The sequence below is a fragment of the Haematobacter massiliensis genome, from assembly GCF_000740795.1.
Taxonomy (GTDB): Bacteria; Pseudomonadota; Alphaproteobacteria; order Rhodobacterales; family Rhodobacteraceae; genus Haematobacter; species Haematobacter massiliensis.
Genome location: NZ_JGYG01000011.1, coordinates 89,898 through 106,351, shown reverse-complemented (window position 1 = coordinate 106,351; position 16,454 = coordinate 89,898). Strand labels below are relative to the sequence as shown.

Genomic DNA, 16,454 nt, shown 5'->3' with positions numbered 1-16,454 from the left:
AAGGGTAACCGAGTCAATAAACTCCTCAGCCCTGGCGTCCCCGCGTCTGCGGGGGCGACCTTACACGCCGCTGAAGACCGGTTGCCGCTTCTCCCGGAAAGCGGTGACGCCCTCCACAAAATCCGCTGTTCTGCCACAGGCGGTCTGCAACTCCGCCTCCAGCGAGAGCTGCGCGGAGAGGTCGTTGTCGAGGCTCTGGCGCAGCGCCTGCTTCACCGCGCCGAAAGCGACGCTCGGGCCACTGGCCAGCTGCATGGCGCGGCGTTCCCAATGGGAGCGGAATTCTTCATCCGGCACCGCTTCCCAGATCATGCCCCAGTCGACTGCCTTGGGCGCCGGGACCGGATCGGCAAACAGCATGGCTCCCATCGCGCGGGCGAAACCGATCTGACGGGGCAGGAAATAGGTGCCGCCCGCATCCGGGATCAGCCCGATACGGGTGAACGCCTGAAGGAACACCGCGCTTTCCGCAGCAATCACGACATCGGCAGCCAGGGCGAGATTGGCCCCTGCCCCGGCGGCGACGCCGTTCACCGCAGCGATCACCGGCACGGGACAATCTGCGATGGCCTTCAGCATCGGCTCGTATTCGTCGCGCAGAACGCGGCCGAGATCCATGGGGCCGTCGCCGCTCTCCGTCAGGTTCTGCCCGGAACAGAAGGCCCGCCCCTCACCGGTGAGGACCAGCACCCGCGCACCGAGGGAGGGCGCCTCCTCCACCGCGCTGCGGATCTCGCTCCTCATGCGGGAGGAGAGTGCGTTCATGGCGCGCGGGTCGTTCAACGTGATGACGCCAACACCGTCGTGCTGCTGCCAGAGAATGGTTTCGTAAGTCATGACTGCCTCCCTTTGTCCGGGAGCATAGCCCTGCCGAAGCGCCACGGAAGGGCCAACCTTGCGTCACCCGGCGCTACTCTCCAAGGATGCGGCGCACCTTCTCCGCCTCTGCCTCCGTCAGCGGTTCGGGCTGCTCCCGACTGGATGAGCGCCGGCGGACATAGGCAAAGGCGATCCCCCCGGCGGCCAGCAGCATGACAGGCCCGGCAAGCCAGAGCACCCAGTTCACGCCCGTCACCGTCGGCTGGAGCAGCACGAATTCACCATAACGGTCAACGACGTAATCGACGACCTCGCCGTCGCTATCGCCCGCCACCAGCCGCTCCCGCACCAGCAGGCGGAGGTCTCGGGCAATTCCTGCATTCGATTCGTCGATATTCTCGTTGCGGCACTGGGTGCAGCGCAGGCCCTGGCTGATCTGTCGCGCCCGCGCCTCCAGCGCCGGATCGGACAGCATCTCATCAGGCTGGACGGCAAAGGCCGGCCCGGCAAGCAGCAGAACCGCGACGAGCAGGCGGAGAACCCTCATTCCGCCGCGACCTGCACCGACGATTGCCGCCGCGCGCCCGCCGCGACACGGTAGCGCCGGTCCGTGAGACTGAGGACGCCGCCCAGCGACATCAGGATGGCACCCCCCCAGATCCAGTTCGCGAAGGGCTTGATATAGCTCCGGACCGCCCAACCGCCCCCCGTCTGCGGATCGCCGATGACGAGGTAGATGTCGCGCAGGAAGCCGTTGTGGATCGCCGCCTCCGTGGTGGGCATGCCGGCAACGGGGTAGAAGCGTTTCTCCGGGTGCATGGTGGCGATGAAGCGCCCGCCCTCCCGTACGGTGATATCGGCGGTGGTGGACTGATAGTTCGGCCCCTGCACACGCCGGACGCCATCGAGCGTGATGGTATATTGCGCGACCTCGAAGCTTTCTCCCGTCTGGACGACGCGGATATCCTCCACGTTCCAGGCGAGCATCGCGGCAATGCCGATGAAGGTCACGCCCAGGCCGCCATGCGCGACCGCCCGGCCCCAGTCGGCCCGCGGCAGACGGGTCAGGCGGCCAAGGCGGCGGCTGATCCCCTCCCGCCCCGTGCGCTGCCACAGGTCCACGCCCGCGCCGAGGATCAGCCAGACGCCGAGCGCCACGCCGATCGGCCCCAGCCCGGAATGCCCGGTCTGTACCGCATAGACCAGCAGCCCGATGGCCACCGACAGCGCCAATGCGCCCCGCAGCGGCAAAAGGACACGACGCACCTCCCCCCGCTTCCACGGCAGAAGGGCGCCGGCCGGCAGGATCAGCGCCAGCACGATCATGAAAGGGGTGAAGGCGGCATCGAAGAAGGGCGGCCCGACGGAGAGGACGCGCCCGAAGGCAAGCTCTGCAATCAGGGGCCAGATCGTTCCGATGAACACCACGAAAGCCGCGACGGCGAGCAGGATGTTATTCGCTACCAGCGCGGATTCACGGCTGACGAGGCTGAAGATGCCCTTGGCCTGCATCGTTCCCGCCCGCGCGGCATAGAGCGTGAGCGCACCGCCCGTGAAGACCGCGAGGATACCCAGGATGAATACCCCCCGCGTCGGATCCGACGCGAAGGCATGGACGGAGGTGATGACGCCCGACCGCACGATGAAGGTGCCGACCAGCGAGAAGCCGAAGGCGAGGATCGCGAGCAGGATCGTCCAGCTTTTCAGCGCCTCGCGCTTCTCCACCACGATGGCGGAATGCAGCAGTGCCGCCGCGATCAGCCAGGGCATGAAGGAGGCGTTCTCCACCGGATCCCAGAACCAGAAACCGCCCCAGCCCAGCTCGTAATAGGCCCACCAGCTTCCAAGCGCGATGCCGATGGTCAGGAACAGCCACGCGGCCAGTGTCCAGGGCCGGACCCAGCGCGCCCAGGCCGCATCCACCTTGCCCTCGATCATCGCGGCAACGGCAAAGGAGAAGGACATGGAGAGCCCGACATAGCCGAGGTAGAGGAACGGCGGATGGAAGGCGAGGCCGGGATCCTGCAGGAGCGGGTTCAGGTCCGTCCCGTTGAAGGGCGGCACGGCAAGCCGCAGGAACGGGTTCGAGGTGAAGAGGATGAAGGCGAGGAAGGCCACGCCGATCGACGCCTGCACCGACAACACCCGCGCGCGGAGCCGGGGGGGCAGATTGCCCCCGAACCAGCCCGCACAGGCCCCGAACAGCGCGAGGATCAGCACCCAGAGGAGCATAGACCCCTCATGGTTCCCCCAGACCCCGGCGACCTTGTAGAGCATCGGCTTATCGGTATGCGAATTGGCAACCACCAGCCGCACCGAGAAATCCGATGTGACGAAGGCATAGGTCAGCGCGGCGAAGGAGAAGGCGAGCAGGAGGAACTGTGCGGAGGCCGCGGGCTCCCCTATCGCCATCCACGCGCGCCAGCCTTTCTGGGCACCGATGAAGGGAACGACCATCTGCAGGATGGCCACCATGAAGGCGAGGATGAGGGCGAAGTGGCCAAGCTCTACAAACATGGCGGCGATCATATGCCCTGACCGCAGCCGCGCCAATCCCCCGGAAGTCTGGTCACGAAGCGCTGATGTCGCGGCTTGAGGGCTCGGCATGTCCGATGCTCGGAGTTGGGGGAAGCCTCTGCGCGGATCGGCGCGGGTATCGACCATATCCAGTGCTCGCACAGGCGGAGGTTTCGGGCGTGGCCAGCCCGGCGGAACGACAGGCGCTCTGCCGGACCGTCAGCCGTTATCCTCTGGCGGACCAGAGCGGCCGGAGCGGAGATAATGCGCCTCGCGCGCGCCGAAATGGAAGGACACGACCGCTCCCAGCAGCCACCAGAGCGGCTCGGGGACGGCGGCGAGGCCCGTCATGCGGCGGGCAAAAGCCTCCGGCTCCATCATCGCATGGATGAACAGCCCGATCGTTCCCAGAGCGAGCAGCGGGCGTGGCAGGCGGTTCAGCCCGTCGATGACCCGATCATAACGCGACAGCTGACCCGGCTTGCGCAGCAAGACATCCTCCCTCCGTGCGGCAATCTGACCAAAGAGCGCGGCGGCCGCCCCCAGCGCCTCCACCGCCCGCAAACCTGCGCGCGGTGTCAGGCCCATGTTGCCACCCGCGCGCGATGCTGGGCCGGGGTATAGTGCAGTGCCGGGGGCAGGAACGCCTCGGCCCGGACGATCCAGCCGCCCTTGCCCCCATCGCGGCGGAGGCAGTATTTGCGGCTGGCCGGTCGCCTGTCGGCGAGGCGGTAGTAATGGTCCCGCCGCGCGATGCCATAGCTTTCGGCCAGCCGATCCTCCCCGGCCTGGCGGGCGGCACGGCGGGCGGCGGCGGCGGTCTGCGGCCCGACGATACCGTCCACGGCGCAGGGCTGACCCAGACGGACGAGCATCTCCTGCAGCAGACGCACCGCCGTATCGCCGGAATGGACGCGCATGTCGAAAACCGGCGGCTGAAGCGCACCGGGCAGCAGGTCGAGCCGCGGCCTGCGCCAATAGTGCTCAAGGTAGATATCCGTGGCCAGCGGCGGGGTCAGCGCCAGAAGGTCGTTCTCCGTCACCCGGCCGTCTCCGTCGATGTCCAGCCCCAACCCCCGCAGGGTATTCAGCGTGATGCCAAGGTTGGTGACCCCGCCCGGATCGTCGGGATCGTTGACATAACCGCCCTCGCGCAGGACGATTTCCTCGGCAACGCGGCGGATCGACAGATGGCGGCTCGGCAGCATGACAGTCCCTTTCTGAGCGGTTGCTCTAATCGGGGCATCATGGGCAAGGAGACCTAAGGTGAGGTTTGGGCACCGTGCGTTGCAGGGAGGGGCCGTTCGACTGGCAAGATCCGGGCTGCACGGCCGGGATACGGCGATAGCGGGCTGCGCCGGGCGTGCTCCACCGCAGGCGCCACCGGATCGAGAATCTACTCGGCAAGCTCAAGGGCTGGCGGCGCATCGGCACCCGCTATGACTGGTGCGCCCGCACCTTCATGTCCGCGATCGCCATCGCCGCAGCTGTCAGGTTCTGGATATGATCCATGAGTCCTGAGCCGAGGCAAGCGCGTGGCCTGCCGAACTGGCGCAGGCACCCACGCTGGTCCGGCGCAATCGCGGTGGAGGGAGAGAAATCAGGGCCGGGCTGAGCCTCAGGCAGGCAGATCCGACGCGATCAGCCGACGCGATCAGCCGGGGCGCCGGGCCGTCAGCTCGCGCCCGGCTCCTTGTAGACGCCCTGTTCCTTCAGCGCATCCACGACCTCTTTCGGCATATAGGTCTCATCGTGCTTGGCGAGGATTTCGGTCGCCTCGAAGACGCCGCCGACAAGCCTGCCCATGCCGACCATGCCCTCATCCTCTCCGAACAGGTCTGGAAGGACGCCGGTGAAGGTCACGGGCACGGAAGCGCCGCCATCCGTGACACGGAAGCTCACGGTCGTGCCCTCCCCCCGGATCAGGCTGCCCTTTTCGACCAGTCCGCCGATGCGAAAGACCTCACTGGGGCCGGGGGGCGCCTCCACCACCTGACTGGGCGAGCGGAAGAAATTGATCCCGTCGCGCATCGCATAGCCGATCATGGCGGTGGAGAGCACGAGTGCGACCACCGCCACGAGGATCACCTGAATCCTGCGCTTTTTCTTCAGTCCCCTCATCCGACCCCCTTACGGGAAGACAGGTGCCAGTGTCAGCCCCGCCGTCTCCTCCACTCCCAGCATCAGGTTCGCATTCTGGATCGCCTGACCAGACGACCCCTTGGCAAGGTTGTCAAGCACCGCGACGACCATGGCACGGCCGGGAATGCGGTCGCCGATCACGCCGATATGGACATAGTTGCTGCCGCGCACGTGACGGGTTGAGGGCAGTGTACCAAAGGGCAGGACGTGCAGGAACGGCTCCGTCGCATAACGCTCCGCCAGCGCCTGATGCACGGCCTGCGGATCGCCCTTCACATAGACATTGGCGAGGATGCCGCGGTTCATCGGCAGCAGATGCGGCGTGAACTGGACCCGGACGGGGCGACCCGCGGCCTTGGAGAACTCCTGATCGAACTCGCCCAGGTGGCGGTGGGTGCCGCCCGCGGAATAGGGATGCGCGCCCTCCGACAATTCCGCGTGCAGGTTCGGCTCCTTCAGGCTCCGGCCCGCACCGGAGACACCGGCCTTCAGGTCGATCAGAATATCGTCGAGGTCGATCACCCCGGCCTCGATCAGCGGACGGAGCGCATACTGGCCGGTCGCGGCGTTGCAGCCGGTGCCCGCAACGAGACGCGCACCGCGGATGTCGTCACGGTAGAATTCCGTAAGGCCATAGACGGCCTCTTTCTGAAGCGCCACGGCGGCATGGGGCTTGCCGTACCATTTCTCATACTCCGCCGGATCGCGAAGCCGGAAATCGGCGGAAAGATCGACGATCTTCAGGTCGCCGGGAAGCGTGCTGATGACGGCCTGCGACGTGGCATGGGGCAGCGCGCAGAAGCACAGGTCCACCTTCGTGAAATCCACATCCTCGATCTTCTCCAGATCGGGGAGGGTCATATGGCGCAGGAAGGGGAATACGTCGCCCATGGACATGCCGGCCTTTCGGTCGCCGGTGAGTGCGGCGATACGCAGCTCCGGATGCGTAGCGATCAGGCGGACAAGCTCCGCTCCGGTATAGCCGGACGCACCAAGGATGGCGACGGAAAGGGTCATCGGACGGGTTCCCTCTTGCATGGACGATCAGGGCCGGACGATCCCGACCGGCCCCCTGACGGCACCCTTTTCGACCGCACCACCCCCAAGGTCAAGAAGCCGTTGCGTCGCGCCTCCGGCGAAGGGCGAAAAGGCCGCCCGCGCCAATCGCGGAGCCGAGCAGCATGAGACTTGCCGGAAGCGGAACGGCGGCCGGAACCTCCGGCTGAACACGGGCGGCGCTGGGAGCCATCAGCCCGTTGATCGCATAATCCATCGTACCATGGGTGTTGTAGAGCGCGAGGTAGAGCGTGCCCGCGAACGTCTCGTCCAGCGAAAGCTGCAGGATCCGGTCTGCCTGCTGGTTCCAGTCGATCTGGACCGTGCCGAGCGTCGCCCCGGACCAGCCCCATGGAAACCCGGTCAGCGAATACATCAGCGTAGAACCGGCGGAGTAGGAATAGCCCATGCGCGACCCGGCCGAGAAGCTGATCGTCAGCTCACGCGCGCCGCCCGGCAGATCGAAGCGGAACATATCGTAGCCGTCGCCGGTCGTGCCCGTGACCTCCGACATGCCGGAGACGATGCTGGGGCTTGACCATTCATGGCTGAACATCCCCACATCGGCTTCGCTCAAGGTCGCTGCCGCAGCGGGAGAGGCAAGAAATCCCCCCGCCGCAGCGAGGCAGAAAAGGCGGCCTACCGCCCTTGAGGTGAAGCGCATGGTCGATCCCCTGTGATGGAGACAGGAAGATCATACCGGCCCCGTGCGGACGCAAGAGGGATGATCGGAAATATTTATTTAAATTAGTATCTTAACAAGGCACTAAGCGGCTTCGAATTCCAGACGACGGCGCAGGAACTGTGTCGCCTTGTGAGAGACGGCGACAGGATCGCCGGTGGTCAGGAAACGCGTCTGCCCGCCCCTGCCCCGCATATGGGTATGGCGGGAGAGGTAATCCGCGAGGCTCTCCGCCACGATATCTGCCTGCGAATAGACCTTCACCTCCGGCCCCAGCGCCTCGCGGAACACCCGCTCCAGCAATGGGTAATGGGTGCAGCCGAGGATCGCGGCCTGCGGGCGCGGCATGCGGCGTTTGAGGGCTTCCACATGGGAATGCACGAGCGCCTCCGCCAGCATCTCGTCCCCCTGCTCGATCGCATCCACGACACCTGCACAGGGCTGCGCCTCCACATCCACGCCGATGGCACGAAAGGCGAGTTCCCGCTGAAAGGCGCGGGAGGAGACGGTGGCGGGCGTGGCGAACAGGGCGACATGCTGCACGGCCACCTCCCGCGGGGGAGAATTGTCGCCCCATTGCCGCTCGGTCAGCGCCTCTATGAGCGGCACGAAGACGCCCAGAACCCGCTTGTCGGCAGGAATCCACGTTTCCTGCATCCGGCGAAGCGCCGCGGCGGAAGCGGTGTTGCAGGCAAGGATCACCAGATCGCAGCCCTCATCCCACAGCCGCTCGACCGACCGGCATGTCAGGTTGAAGATGTCATCCGGAGTCCGCACCCCATAGGGCGCATGGGCATTGTCACCCAGATAGACGAAAGGCACGTCCGGCAGGCGACGGGCGACGGCATCGAACACGGTCAGGCCACCAAGCCCCGAATCAAACACTCCGACAGCCATGCCCGCACCTCCGACTCGCAGAGCCATTGCTTAAGCGGACGGATGGAGAAAATCCATTGGCACCATTTCGCTGCGATGCAGCGCAACTTCCGGCAGCAATGCGCTGAAAATGCGGGCACATAGGCCCAGAAGGGTCAGATGAACGCCCGCAAGTGCCATTCCGGCACCGAAAGACGCTGCGATGCGGCTTGCGCCTGTTGCATGGCTGACATTCCATTTTATATGGGAACTGTCAGAATGAGGGCGTGAAAAAATGGACTGGGACAAGCTGCGCATCTTCCACGCGGTGGCCGATGCGGGAAGCCTTACCCATGCGGGCGAGACGTTGCACCTCAGCCAGTCTGCTGTGAGCCGTCAGATCCGCGCGCTTGAGGAAAGCCTCAATGCCACGTTGTTCCACCGCCATGCACGGGGCCTGATCCTCACCGAACAAGGAGAACTGCTGTTCGAGGCCACCGATGCGATGGTCAAGCGGCTGGATGCCGCCGCTGCGCGGATCCGGGACTCCTCCGATGAGGTCTATGGCGAACTGCGGGTGACGACCACGACGGGCTTCGGCACCATCTGGCTCGCGCCGCGGCTGGCGTCGCTCTACGACAAGTATCCCGATCTGAAGATCGACCTGATCCTTGAGGAGCGGGTGCTGGACCTGCCCATGCGAGAAGCGGACGTGGCCATCCGCCTGAAGGAGCCGACGCAGGCCGATCTCATCCGCAAGCGGCTGATGAGCGTGAACATCCGCCTCTATGCCAGCCCGGAATACCTGGAGAAGCACGGCACGCCGACGCAGCTTTCGGAACTCAAGAAGCATCGGCTGATCTGCCAGAGCGCCTCCACCCCGCAGGTCACGGCGGGCAAGAACCTCATCCAGATGCTCACCACATATGAACCCGGGGCGACGCTGCACGTGAACAACTACTTCGGCGTGCTTCAGGCGGTGCGCAACAACCTCGGCATCGGGGTGCTGCCGCATTACGTGGTCGAATCGGACCCTTCTCTCGTCCGCGTGCTGCCCGATGTGGACAGCGGCGAGGTGCCGGTCTTCCTCGCCTATCCCGAGGAGCTGCGCCATTCCAAGCGGGTCGCGGCGTTCCGCGATTTCGTGCTGGAAGAGATTTTCCAGCACCGCAAGAAGCTTCAGGAAGAGGAAATCGAGGCCTGAAGACGCCCGCCATACCCATGACACATGTCAGGGTTGCAGGATGCGCAAGGCTCTCAGCCTTGATACCCCGGGCCGGCGGGCATAGATGGTCTCTCGAAGGCGCGGCAGTTGCTGCCGTTCCTTTACCTCCCTGTTGGACTTGGGCCGAGCTTTTGCTCGGCCTTTTTTTTGGTTTTCGGTATTCTCGGGGCTTAAAGCCAAAGAATAGGGCAGTCACACCCGCCCCTGCACGAAATCCCGCCGCTTCCCGCATGACTGCCTCTGCATTCCCACCTTTCCGGCGGGGGTATCATCGCTTAAGGAAACGCCCATATCTTCCATCCCCGCCAAATCTCCCGGAGACCGCCAATGGACGAGCCCAAGATCACTCCCGACCTGATCGCCGCACACGGGCTGAAGCCGGACGAATACGACAGTATCCTTGAGATCATCGGCCGCGCGCCGACCTTCACGGAACTGGGCATCTTCTCCGCCATGTGGAATGAGCACTGCTCCTACAAATCGTCGAAGAAATGGCTCCGCACCCTGCCGACCACCGGGCCGCAGGTGATCTGCGGGCCCGGAGAGAACGCGGGCGTGGTGGACATCGGCGATGGCCAGGCCGTGGTCTTCAAGATGGAGAGCCACAACCACCCCTCCTATATCGAGCCCTATCAGGGCGCGGCGACCGGCGTGGGCGGCATCCTGCGCGACGTGTTCACCATGGGCGCGCGACCCATCGCGGCGATGAACGCGCTCTCCTTCGGCGAACCCAGCCATCCCAAGACCGCGCATCTGGTCAAGGGCGTGGTGGAGGGCGTGGGCGGCTACGGCAATGCCTTCGGTGTACCGACCGTGGGCGGAGAGGTCCGCTTCCACCGCGCCTATAACGGCAACTGCCTGGTCAACGCCTTTGCAGCGGGCCTCGCGGATGCCGACAAGATCTTCTACTCCGCCGCCTCCGGCGTGGGGATGCCGGTCGTCTATCTGGGCGCGAAGACGGGGCGTGACGGCGTGGGCGGCGCCACCATGGCCAGCGCCGAATTCGACGACACGATCGAGGAGAAGCGCCCGACCGTGCAGGTCGGCGACCCCTTCACCGAAAAGCGCCTGCTGGAAGCCTGCCTGGAGCTGATGAAGACCGGCGCGGTCATCTCCATTCAGGACATGGGGGCGGCGGGCCTGACCTGTTCGGCGGTGGAGATGGGCGACAAGGGGGGCCTCGGCATCCGCCTCACACTCGACGCCGTGCCGCAGCGCGAGGCGAACATGACCGCCTATGAGATGATGCTGTCGGAGTCCCAGGAGCGGATGCTCATGGTGCTCCGCCCTGAGAAGGAGGCGGAGGCGAAGGCGATCTTCGACAAATGGGATCTCGACTTCGCCATCGTGGGCGAGACGATCCCGGAGGACCGCTTCCTCATCCTGCACGGGAATGAGGTGAAGGCGGACCTGCCGCTCTCCAAGCTCTCCTCCTCCGCGCCGGAATACGATCGCCCCTGGGTGGCGACGCCTGCCGCCGCGCCGCTGGGCGAGTTGCCAGACATCGACCCGATCGAGGGGCTGAAGGCGCTGATCGGCTCACCCAACCATGCGCGCAAGCAATGGGTCTGGGAGCAGTATGACAGCATGGTCATGGCCGATACCGTTCGCTCCCCAGGTCTTGGCGCGGGCGTGGTGCGGGTGCACGGCACGCAGAAGGCGCTGGCCTTCACCTCCGACGTGACCCCGCGCTATGTGAAGGCCAACCCGGTGGAGGGCGGCAAGCAGGCGGTGGCCGAGGCCTGGCGGAACCTGACCGCGACCGGTGCTCTGCCGCTTGCCGCGACGGACAACCTGAACTTCGGCAATCCGGAGAAGCCGGAGATCATGGGGCAGTTCGTCGGCGCGATCCGCGGCATCGGCGAGGCGTGCCGCGCGCTCGACTTCCCCATCGTCTCGGGCAACGTGTCGCTTTACAACGAAACCGACGGCGCGGGCATCCTTCCGACGCCGACCATCGGCGCCGTCGGGCTGATCGATGATGTGGCGAACCTGATCGCCGGCCGCCCCGCGGAAGGCATGGTCGCCATCGTGATTGGGGAGACAAAGGGCCACCTTGGCCAGTCCGCGCTGGCGGTGGAAGCCTTCGGCATCGAGGCGGGCGACGCGCCGCCGGTCGATCTTGCGGCGGAGCGGCGGAATGGGGATTTCCTCCGCGCGAACCGGGCGCTGGCAACCTCGGCCGCCGACCTGTCGGACGGGGGTCTGGCACTGGCGGCTTTCGAGATGGCGGAGGCGGCGGGTGTTGGTCTTGCGCTGGAGACGGCGGAAATCCCGGCACTGTTTGGCGAGGATCAGGCGCGTTACCTGTTGGCCTGCACGGATGAAGCGGCCGATGCGCTGCTTCGCGCGGCGACGGCGGCAGGCGTCCCGGCCGAGCGGGTCGGACGCTTCACCGGCAGCGAGTTCCGCATGGGCCATTCGGCGGCCCCGCTGACGGACCTGTCGGCGCTTTACCGTTCCGCCTTTGAAAAGGCAGTCGCGGCCTGAGCCTATCTGCCCATCCCGGTTGGCCAAAGCTTGCAGGCGGGGGGTGGGCGGATTACATCTTTGGAAACGGAAACAGGACGACGAGCCCCTTCATGCCGATGGAAGCCCAGGATATCGAAAACCTGCTTCGGGAAACGTTTCCCGAGGCCAAGATCGCGATCACCGATCTCGCCGGGGACGGGAACCATTTCGCGGCAGAGGTGATCGACGAGAGCTTTCGCGGGCTGAACCGCGTCCAGCAGCAACGCGCGGTCTATGCCGCGCTGAAGGGTCGGATGGACGGGGCGCATGGCGAGCTGCACGCGCTGGCGCTGACGACCAAGGCACCGGACTGACTTCGCGGGCAGACGCCCGCCCAACTTCATTATGAGGACCGAGATGAGCGACACAGCCTCCTCCCCCGTTCAGGACCAGATCCGCAATCTGGTGGACAGCCATGACGTCGTACTCTTCATGAAGGGCACGAAAACGATGCCGCAATGCGGGTTCTCCTCCCGCGTCGCGGGGGTGCTGAACTACATGGGCATCGACTATACCGACGTGAACGTGCTGGCCGAGGCGGATATCCGTCAGGGGATCAAGGACTTCTCCGACTGGCCGACCATTCCGCAGCTCTACGTGAAGGGCGAGTTCGTCGGCGGCTGCGATATCGTGACGGAGATGACGCTGTCGGGCGAGCTCGACCAGCTGCTCACCGCAAAGGGCGTGGCCTTCGATCAGGAAGCCGCCGACCGCATCCGTGAGGCCAACGGTTGAGTCTGTCGCCCGCTGAGGCCAGCCGCCAGACCCTGGAGATCTGCCGGAAAGCGCCCGTCATTCCCGTCATCCTGATCGAGAATGCCTCCACCGCCGTTCCGATGGCGGAGGCGCTGGTCGCAGGCGGCCTTCCGGTGCTCGAGGTGACGCTGCGCACGCCGGCGGCGCTGGATGCGATCCGCGCGATGGCAAAGGTGCAGGGCGGCATCGTCGGCGCGGGCACGCTGCTCCGCCGGGAGGATGTGTTGCGGGCCAAGGAGGCGGGCGCGACCTTCGGCGTGTCTCCCGGCGCGACATTCAGCATTCTTGAAGCTTGCGAAGAAGCGGAACTGCCGCTCCTTCCGGGCGCCTCCACGGCGAGCGAGGTCATGGCCCTGCTGGAGCGCGGCTATACCACGATGAAGTTCTTCCCAGCGGAACCCGCAGGTGGCGTGCCCTTCCTCAAGTCCCTCGCCTCACCCCTGCCTGCCGCGCATTTCTGCCCGACGGGCGGCATCACCCCGGCGAACCTGCCCCGCTATCTCGAACTGCCGAACGTGATCTGCTGCGGCGGGAGCTGGGTCGTTCCGGCCGACAAGGTGGCCGCTGGCGACTGGGCAGGGATAGAGGCTTTGGCAAAAGCCGCCGCGCATCCTTCTGTCTGACCCCGCCTGCCGGTCTGACCCCGCCAGTTTGACAGAGCCAGTCTGACAGAGCCGGCCTGACAGCGCTGCGCCGGAACCGGGCCGGGCGACAGGGCCCGCCGTTCCGGCGCAGAGCACCCGTCCGCCAAAGCGGATGGTACGAACGCATTCGGGACGCTCGTCTTCGCCTCGGCCATCCGGTCGTAACGTACAGCGCAGCCCCGAACGCTCACGCTGGCCTGGGCCGTCCGGACATAGAGGATGAAGCACCGAACGGAATGCTCTTCTCTTCCTCGACTGACTGCGGAGGCGCGACCGCCCCCTGAACTCTCCCCCTCACCGCGACCGGTCGCAGCGGATGGGGCAGTCGCAGCGGTTGGGGCAGTCGAACTCTGGATGCTTTTCTTCCCTTCGACCGTTCGGTCACAGCGTAGGGCGCGGCCGCAGCCCGGACGCTCCCGCCTATCAGATGGGCGTCATGCCGGCAGGCCGCGAAGCAGGCGCGGCGTATCGCCACCCAGACCCGCCGCTTCACGCATGAAAGCACGCCGAAGGGGGGGCAGCGCCTGAACCATGCCCATTCCTGCCCCTCGCATGGCGGCCAGCAGCGGATTGCCGTTGGAGAAGAGCCTGTTCATCCCATCCATGCCAAGCGCGAGCGCCGTCGCATCGAACCGCCGCCAGCGTTCGTAGCGTCCGAGCACCGGGAGCGTGCCGGGATCCTCGCCCCGCCGATGCGCTTCCGCCAGCACCTCGGCCAGTGCCGCGACATCGCGTAGCCCGATGTTGAGCCCCTGACCCGCCAGCGGATGCACCCCATGCGCCGCATCCCCCGCGAGTGCGAGACGAGGGCGGATGTAATGATCGGCGAGCGAAAGGCTCAAGGGATAGGAAAACCGCCCACCCGCCAGTGCGATATCCCCGAGAAAGTCCCCGAAAGCCGGGCGGAGAACCTCAAGAAACGCGGCATCGTCCAGCAACTTCAGCGCCTCCGCGTCACGCGTGGGCAGGCTCCAGACGATGGAGGACCGGTGGCCGCCCGGCAGGGGCAGGATGGCCAGCGGCCCCCCGGGCATGAAGAACTGATGTGCGGCGCCCTGATGGGGGTGTTCATGCGTCACGGCGCAGACCAGCGCGGTCTGTTCGTAGGACCAGCCGCTGCGGTGGATGCCTGCCCGCTCCGCCACGCCGCTCCGCCGCCCGTCGCAACCCACCGCCAGCCGCGCGGTGATCGTGGTGCCGGAGGACAGGCTGAGTGCCACACCGGCGGGGCCGATATCCTGCCCGGTCACTGCGGTATCATTGATGCGCCGAATCGCAGGGGTGGCGTCCAGCACGGTCGAAAGGGCGGCAGAAAGGTGGCGATCCTCCACCATCCAGCCCATCGGCCCGTCATCCAGCTCCGCATGGTCGAAATGCAGGAAGAAGGGCGATGCCCCCTCTCCCGCGCGGCCCTGACTGGCAACCACGTCAAGGATCGGCTGGCTCTCCGCCACCTGCTCCCACACACCCAGCACGGTCAGCAGCTTCTGCGATGCCGCGGCGAGCGAATAGGCCCGCCCGTCGAACCCTGCCTGCCCCCGCGCGCCTGCCGGGCCTGCGTCGATCAGCGTCACGGAAAACCCCGCCCCGGCAAGCGCGAGGGCAAGGGCCGGTCCGTTGAGGCCGCCGCCCACGATGGCAATGTCGCTGTCGGTCTGCATCGTCCGTCCTTTCGTCCCGCCGCCTGCATCGGGGGACACGGGTGGGAAACTAACGTTCCGGGCGGGATTGTCCATGCGACAAGGGAAAGCTAGCCTCCCGCCGATTCATGGAACCGCGGGGGATTGACGGATGAACGAGGACTGGCTCTGGATGACGGCCGCCGATCTGGGACGCGGGATCGAGAGCGGGCAGATTGATCCGCGAGAGGTGACCCGCGCCTATCTTGATGCCATCGCCGCCCATCCCGAACGCGACCGGATCTATGCCCGCGTCACCCCTGACCGCGCCATGGCGGAGGCCGAGGCCGCCCATGCCCGCCAGAAGACGGGCCAGCGCCGGGGGCTACTGGACGGGGTTCCGGTGTCTTGGAAGGATCTGTTCGACACGGCGGGCGTGGCGACGGAGGCCGGCTCCGCCCTTCTTGCTGGCCGCGTACCGGGCCGGGATGCGGAGGTGCTGATCGACGCCACGGAAGCGGGGCTGGCCTGCCTTGGCAAGACGCATATGTCCGAGCTGGCCTTCTCCGGGCTGGGGCTCAACCCGGTAACGGCGACGCCGTCCAATGTGAACGATCCGAAGGCGGTGCCGGGCGGGTCCTCCTCCGGCGCAGCAGCTTCCGTGGCCTTCGGCCTCGCACCGGCGGCCATCGGGTCGGATACGGGCGGCTCCGTGCGGCTCCCGGCGGCGTGGAACGATCTCGTCGGGCTCAAGACGACGCATGGGCGGTTGTCGCTGCAAGGGGCCGTGCCGCTCTGCGAGACGCTGGACACTGTGGGGCCGCTGACCCGGTCGGTGGAGGACGCGGGCCTGATCCTCGCGGCGCTGGAGGGGGGCAAGCCCGCCGATCTGCGGGGCGCCACGCTGGAGGGCACGCGATTCCTCGTGCTGGAGACGCTGGCTCTGGATGACGTCCGCGAGGCGCCCATGCGCGGGTTCGAGCATGGGCTGAAGGCGCTGGAGGCTGCGGGCGCGCGGCTCGAGCGGGGGCGGATCCCGGAGGTGACAGAGGCGGCGTCGCTCTCCGGCCTCCTGTTCGCCACCGAAGCCTATGCCATCTGGCGCGAGGCGATAGAGGCCGCGCCGGAGAAGATGTTCCCCCGGATTCTCGACCGATTCCGTGGCGGTGCGAATACCAATGGCGCGGATTACGTGGCCGCCATGCGCCGGCAGACCGCGCTGCGCAAACGCTGGCGGGAGGTGACGGCGGGCTATGACGCGGTGCTGACGCCAACCTCACCCATTCTGCCGCCCGAAGCGGATCGGCTGCTGAGCGACAGCGATTACTACGTGAAGGAAAACCTGCTCGCGCTCCGCAATACCCGGATCGGCAACCTGTTCGGTCTGTCCGCGCTCACGCTGCCGACCGGCGTGCCGTCTGCCGGGCTGCAACTGCTTGGCGCGCCGATGGGCGAGGAGCGTCTGCTCCGCCTTGGCGTCGCGGCGGAGGCGGCGCTCGCCCGCGCGTGAGCCGTCAGGACACCATGTCACACCCTCCGCGACAAGCCGCGGAGGGTGATGCGTTTTTCTGGACCGCCGTCCCGCTCCCGGCTATTGTCATCGCGAACGGGGCGCCACGACCCCGAGA

At 66.4% G+C, this 16,454-nt stretch carries 17 protein-coding genes; 7 read left to right on the top strand and 10 right to left on the bottom strand.

Annotated features, from left to right (window positions below; all coding sequences use genetic code 11):
- Positions 1-60: 60 nt before the first annotated feature.
- The 5 genes from CN97_RS15380 to CN97_RS15360 all read right to left on the bottom strand — a co-directional run bounded on the left by CN97_RS15380 (position 61) and on the right by CN97_RS15360 (position 4,544).
- Positions 61-837: an enoyl-CoA hydratase-related protein gene (locus tag CN97_RS15380; RefSeq protein ID WP_035713147.1), complete on the bottom strand. Its 777-nt coding sequence runs from the start codon at positions 835-837 to the stop codon at positions 61-63.
- A 73-nt stretch (positions 838-910) separates the two neighbouring features.
- The gene (locus tag CN97_RS15375; protein ID WP_035713144.1) at positions 911-1,366 is read right to left on the bottom strand and encodes a cytochrome c-type biogenesis protein; all 456 of its coding nucleotides are present in this window, start codon (positions 1,364-1,366) and stop codon (positions 911-913) included.
- Positions 1,363-3,336, bottom strand: coding sequence for a heme lyase CcmF/NrfE family subunit (locus tag CN97_RS15370; protein WP_035713239.1), 1,974 nt, complete (start codon positions 3,334-3,336; stop codon positions 1,363-1,365). The genes CN97_RS15375 and CN97_RS15370 overlap by 4 nt, the downstream gene beginning before the upstream one ends.
- Before the next feature lie 219 nt (positions 3,337-3,555).
- A complete protein-coding gene (locus CN97_RS21525; RefSeq protein ID WP_084684196.1) occupies positions 3,556-3,924 on the bottom strand; it encodes a holin family protein in 369 nt (122 codons plus the stop codon).
- Positions 3,915-4,544, bottom strand: coding sequence for a holin-associated N-acetylmuramidase (locus tag CN97_RS15360; RefSeq protein WP_035713141.1), 630 nt, complete (start codon positions 4,542-4,544; stop codon positions 3,915-3,917). The genes CN97_RS21525 and CN97_RS15360 overlap by 10 nt, the downstream gene beginning before the upstream one ends.
- 155 nt (positions 4,545-4,699) lie before the next feature.
- On the opposite strand from CN97_RS15360, the gene CN97_RS20750 reads away from it, so the two are divergent.
- The gene (locus CN97_RS20750; RefSeq protein ID WP_156969591.1) at positions 4,700-4,843 is read left to right on the top strand and encodes a hypothetical protein; all 144 of its coding nucleotides are present in this window, start codon (positions 4,700-4,702) and stop codon (positions 4,841-4,843) included.
- A gap of 167 nt (positions 4,844-5,010) precedes the next feature.
- Here the strand turns inward: CN97_RS20750 and ccmE are convergent, their stop codons facing one another.
- From ccmE to CN97_RS15335, 4 genes are all read right to left on the bottom strand, one after another.
- The gene (ccmE, locus tag CN97_RS15350) at positions 5,011-5,457 is read right to left on the bottom strand and encodes a cytochrome c maturation protein CcmE (protein ID WP_035713139.1); all 447 of its coding nucleotides are present in this window, start codon (positions 5,455-5,457) and stop codon (positions 5,011-5,013) included.
- 9 nt (positions 5,458-5,466) lie between these two features.
- Entirely contained in the window at positions 5,467-6,495 is a 1,029-nt protein-coding gene (gene argC / locus CN97_RS15345) for an N-acetyl-gamma-glutamyl-phosphate reductase (RefSeq protein ID WP_035713136.1), read from the bottom strand.
- A gap of 91 nt (positions 6,496-6,586) precedes the next feature.
- On the bottom strand, positions 6,587-7,198 hold the full coding sequence (locus tag CN97_RS15340; RefSeq protein WP_035713133.1) for a hypothetical protein: 612 nt from the start codon (positions 7,196-7,198) through the stop codon (positions 6,587-6,589).
- A 102-nt stretch (positions 7,199-7,300) separates the two neighbouring features.
- Positions 7,301-8,113 carry a glutamate racemase gene (locus CN97_RS15335; protein WP_035713130.1) on the bottom strand — a complete coding sequence of 271 codons (813 nt, stop codon included), beginning with the start codon at positions 8,111-8,113 and terminating at the stop codon, positions 7,301-7,303.
- A gap of 253 nt (positions 8,114-8,366) precedes the next feature.
- Here CN97_RS15335 and CN97_RS15330 point away from each other — a divergent pair, with 253 nt between their 5' ends.
- The 5 genes from CN97_RS15330 to CN97_RS15310 all read left to right on the top strand — a co-directional run bounded on the left by CN97_RS15330 (position 8,367) and on the right by CN97_RS15310 (position 13,186).
- Positions 8,367-9,275, top strand: coding sequence for a LysR family transcriptional regulator (locus tag CN97_RS15330; protein WP_035713129.1), 909 nt, complete (start codon positions 8,367-8,369; stop codon positions 9,273-9,275).
- Between the two features lie 348 nt (positions 9,276-9,623).
- Positions 9,624-11,786: a phosphoribosylformylglycinamidine synthase subunit PurL gene (gene purL / locus CN97_RS15325; protein WP_035713125.1), complete on the top strand. Its 2,163-nt coding sequence runs from the start codon at positions 9,624-9,626 to the stop codon at positions 11,784-11,786.
- 92 nt (positions 11,787-11,878) lie between these two features.
- The gene (locus CN97_RS15320) at positions 11,879-12,121 is read left to right on the top strand and encodes a BolA/IbaG family iron-sulfur metabolism protein (RefSeq protein ID WP_035713124.1); all 243 of its coding nucleotides are present in this window, start codon (positions 11,879-11,881) and stop codon (positions 12,119-12,121) included.
- A gap of 43 nt (positions 12,122-12,164) precedes the next feature.
- Entirely contained in the window at positions 12,165-12,542 is a 378-nt protein-coding gene (gene grxD / locus CN97_RS15315; RefSeq protein WP_035713122.1) for a Grx4 family monothiol glutaredoxin, read from the top strand.
- Positions 12,543-12,544: 2 nt separating this feature from the next.
- Positions 12,545-13,186 carry a bifunctional 4-hydroxy-2-oxoglutarate aldolase/2-dehydro-3-deoxy-phosphogluconate aldolase gene (locus CN97_RS15310; protein WP_407059738.1) on the top strand — a complete coding sequence of 214 codons (642 nt, stop codon included), beginning with the start codon at positions 12,545-12,547 and terminating at the stop codon, positions 13,184-13,186.
- Between the two features lie 455 nt (positions 13,187-13,641).
- On the opposite strand, the gene CN97_RS15305 is transcribed toward CN97_RS15310, so the two are convergent.
- A complete protein-coding gene (locus tag CN97_RS15305) occupies positions 13,642-14,868 on the bottom strand; it encodes a UbiH/UbiF/VisC/COQ6 family ubiquinone biosynthesis hydroxylase (protein WP_035713117.1) in 1,227 nt (408 codons plus the stop codon).
- 130 nt (positions 14,869-14,998) lie between these two features.
- Between CN97_RS15305 and CN97_RS15300 the strand changes: the two genes are divergently transcribed.
- Entirely contained in the window at positions 14,999-16,336 is a 1,338-nt protein-coding gene (locus tag CN97_RS15300) for an amidase (protein ID WP_035713114.1), read from the top strand.
- The last annotated feature ends 118 nt before the right edge of the window (positions 16,337-16,454 follow it).

Coding starts and splice junctions, on each gene's coding strand:
- CN97_RS15370 (WP_035713239.1), bottom strand. CDS start 3,336: ATGTTTGTAGAGCTTGGCCACTTCGCCCTCATCCTCGCCTTCATGGTG.
- purL (WP_035713125.1), top strand. CDS start 9,624: ATGGACGAGCCCAAGATCACTCCCGACCTGATCGCCGCACACGGGCTG.
- CN97_RS15360 (WP_035713141.1), bottom strand. CDS start 4,544: ATGCTGCCGAGCCGCCATCTGTCGATCCGCCGCGTTGCCGAGGAAATC.
- ccmE (WP_035713139.1), bottom strand. CDS start 5,457: ATGAGGGGACTGAAGAAAAAGCGCAGGATTCAGGTGATCCTCGTGGCG.
- CN97_RS21525 (WP_084684196.1), bottom strand. CDS start 3,924: ATGGGCCTGACACCGCGCGCAGGTTTGCGGGCGGTGGAGGCGCTGGGG.
- grxD (WP_035713122.1), top strand. CDS start 12,165: ATGAGCGACACAGCCTCCTCCCCCGTTCAGGACCAGATCCGCAATCTG.
- CN97_RS15330 (WP_035713129.1), top strand. CDS start 8,367: ATGGACTGGGACAAGCTGCGCATCTTCCACGCGGTGGCCGATGCGGGA.
- CN97_RS15305 (WP_035713117.1), bottom strand. CDS start 14,868: ATGCAGACCGACAGCGACATTGCCATCGTGGGCGGCGGCCTCAACGGA.
- CN97_RS15340 (WP_035713133.1), bottom strand. CDS start 7,198: ATGCGCTTCACCTCAAGGGCGGTAGGCCGCCTTTTCTGCCTCGCTGCG.
- CN97_RS15300 (WP_035713114.1), top strand. CDS start 14,999: ATGAACGAGGACTGGCTCTGGATGACGGCCGCCGATCTGGGACGCGGG.
- CN97_RS15320 (WP_035713124.1), top strand. CDS start 11,879: ATGCCGATGGAAGCCCAGGATATCGAAAACCTGCTTCGGGAAACGTTT.
- argC (WP_035713136.1), bottom strand. CDS start 6,495: ATGACCCTTTCCGTCGCCATCCTTGGTGCGTCCGGCTATACCGGAGCG.
- CN97_RS15380 (WP_035713147.1), bottom strand. CDS start 837: ATGACTTACGAAACCATTCTCTGGCAGCAGCACGACGGTGTTGGCGTC.
- CN97_RS15335 (WP_035713130.1), bottom strand. CDS start 8,113: ATGGCTGTCGGAGTGTTTGATTCGGGGCTTGGTGGCCTGACCGTGTTC.
- CN97_RS15375 (WP_035713144.1), bottom strand. CDS start 1,366: ATGAGGGTTCTCCGCCTGCTCGTCGCGGTTCTGCTGCTTGCCGGGCCG.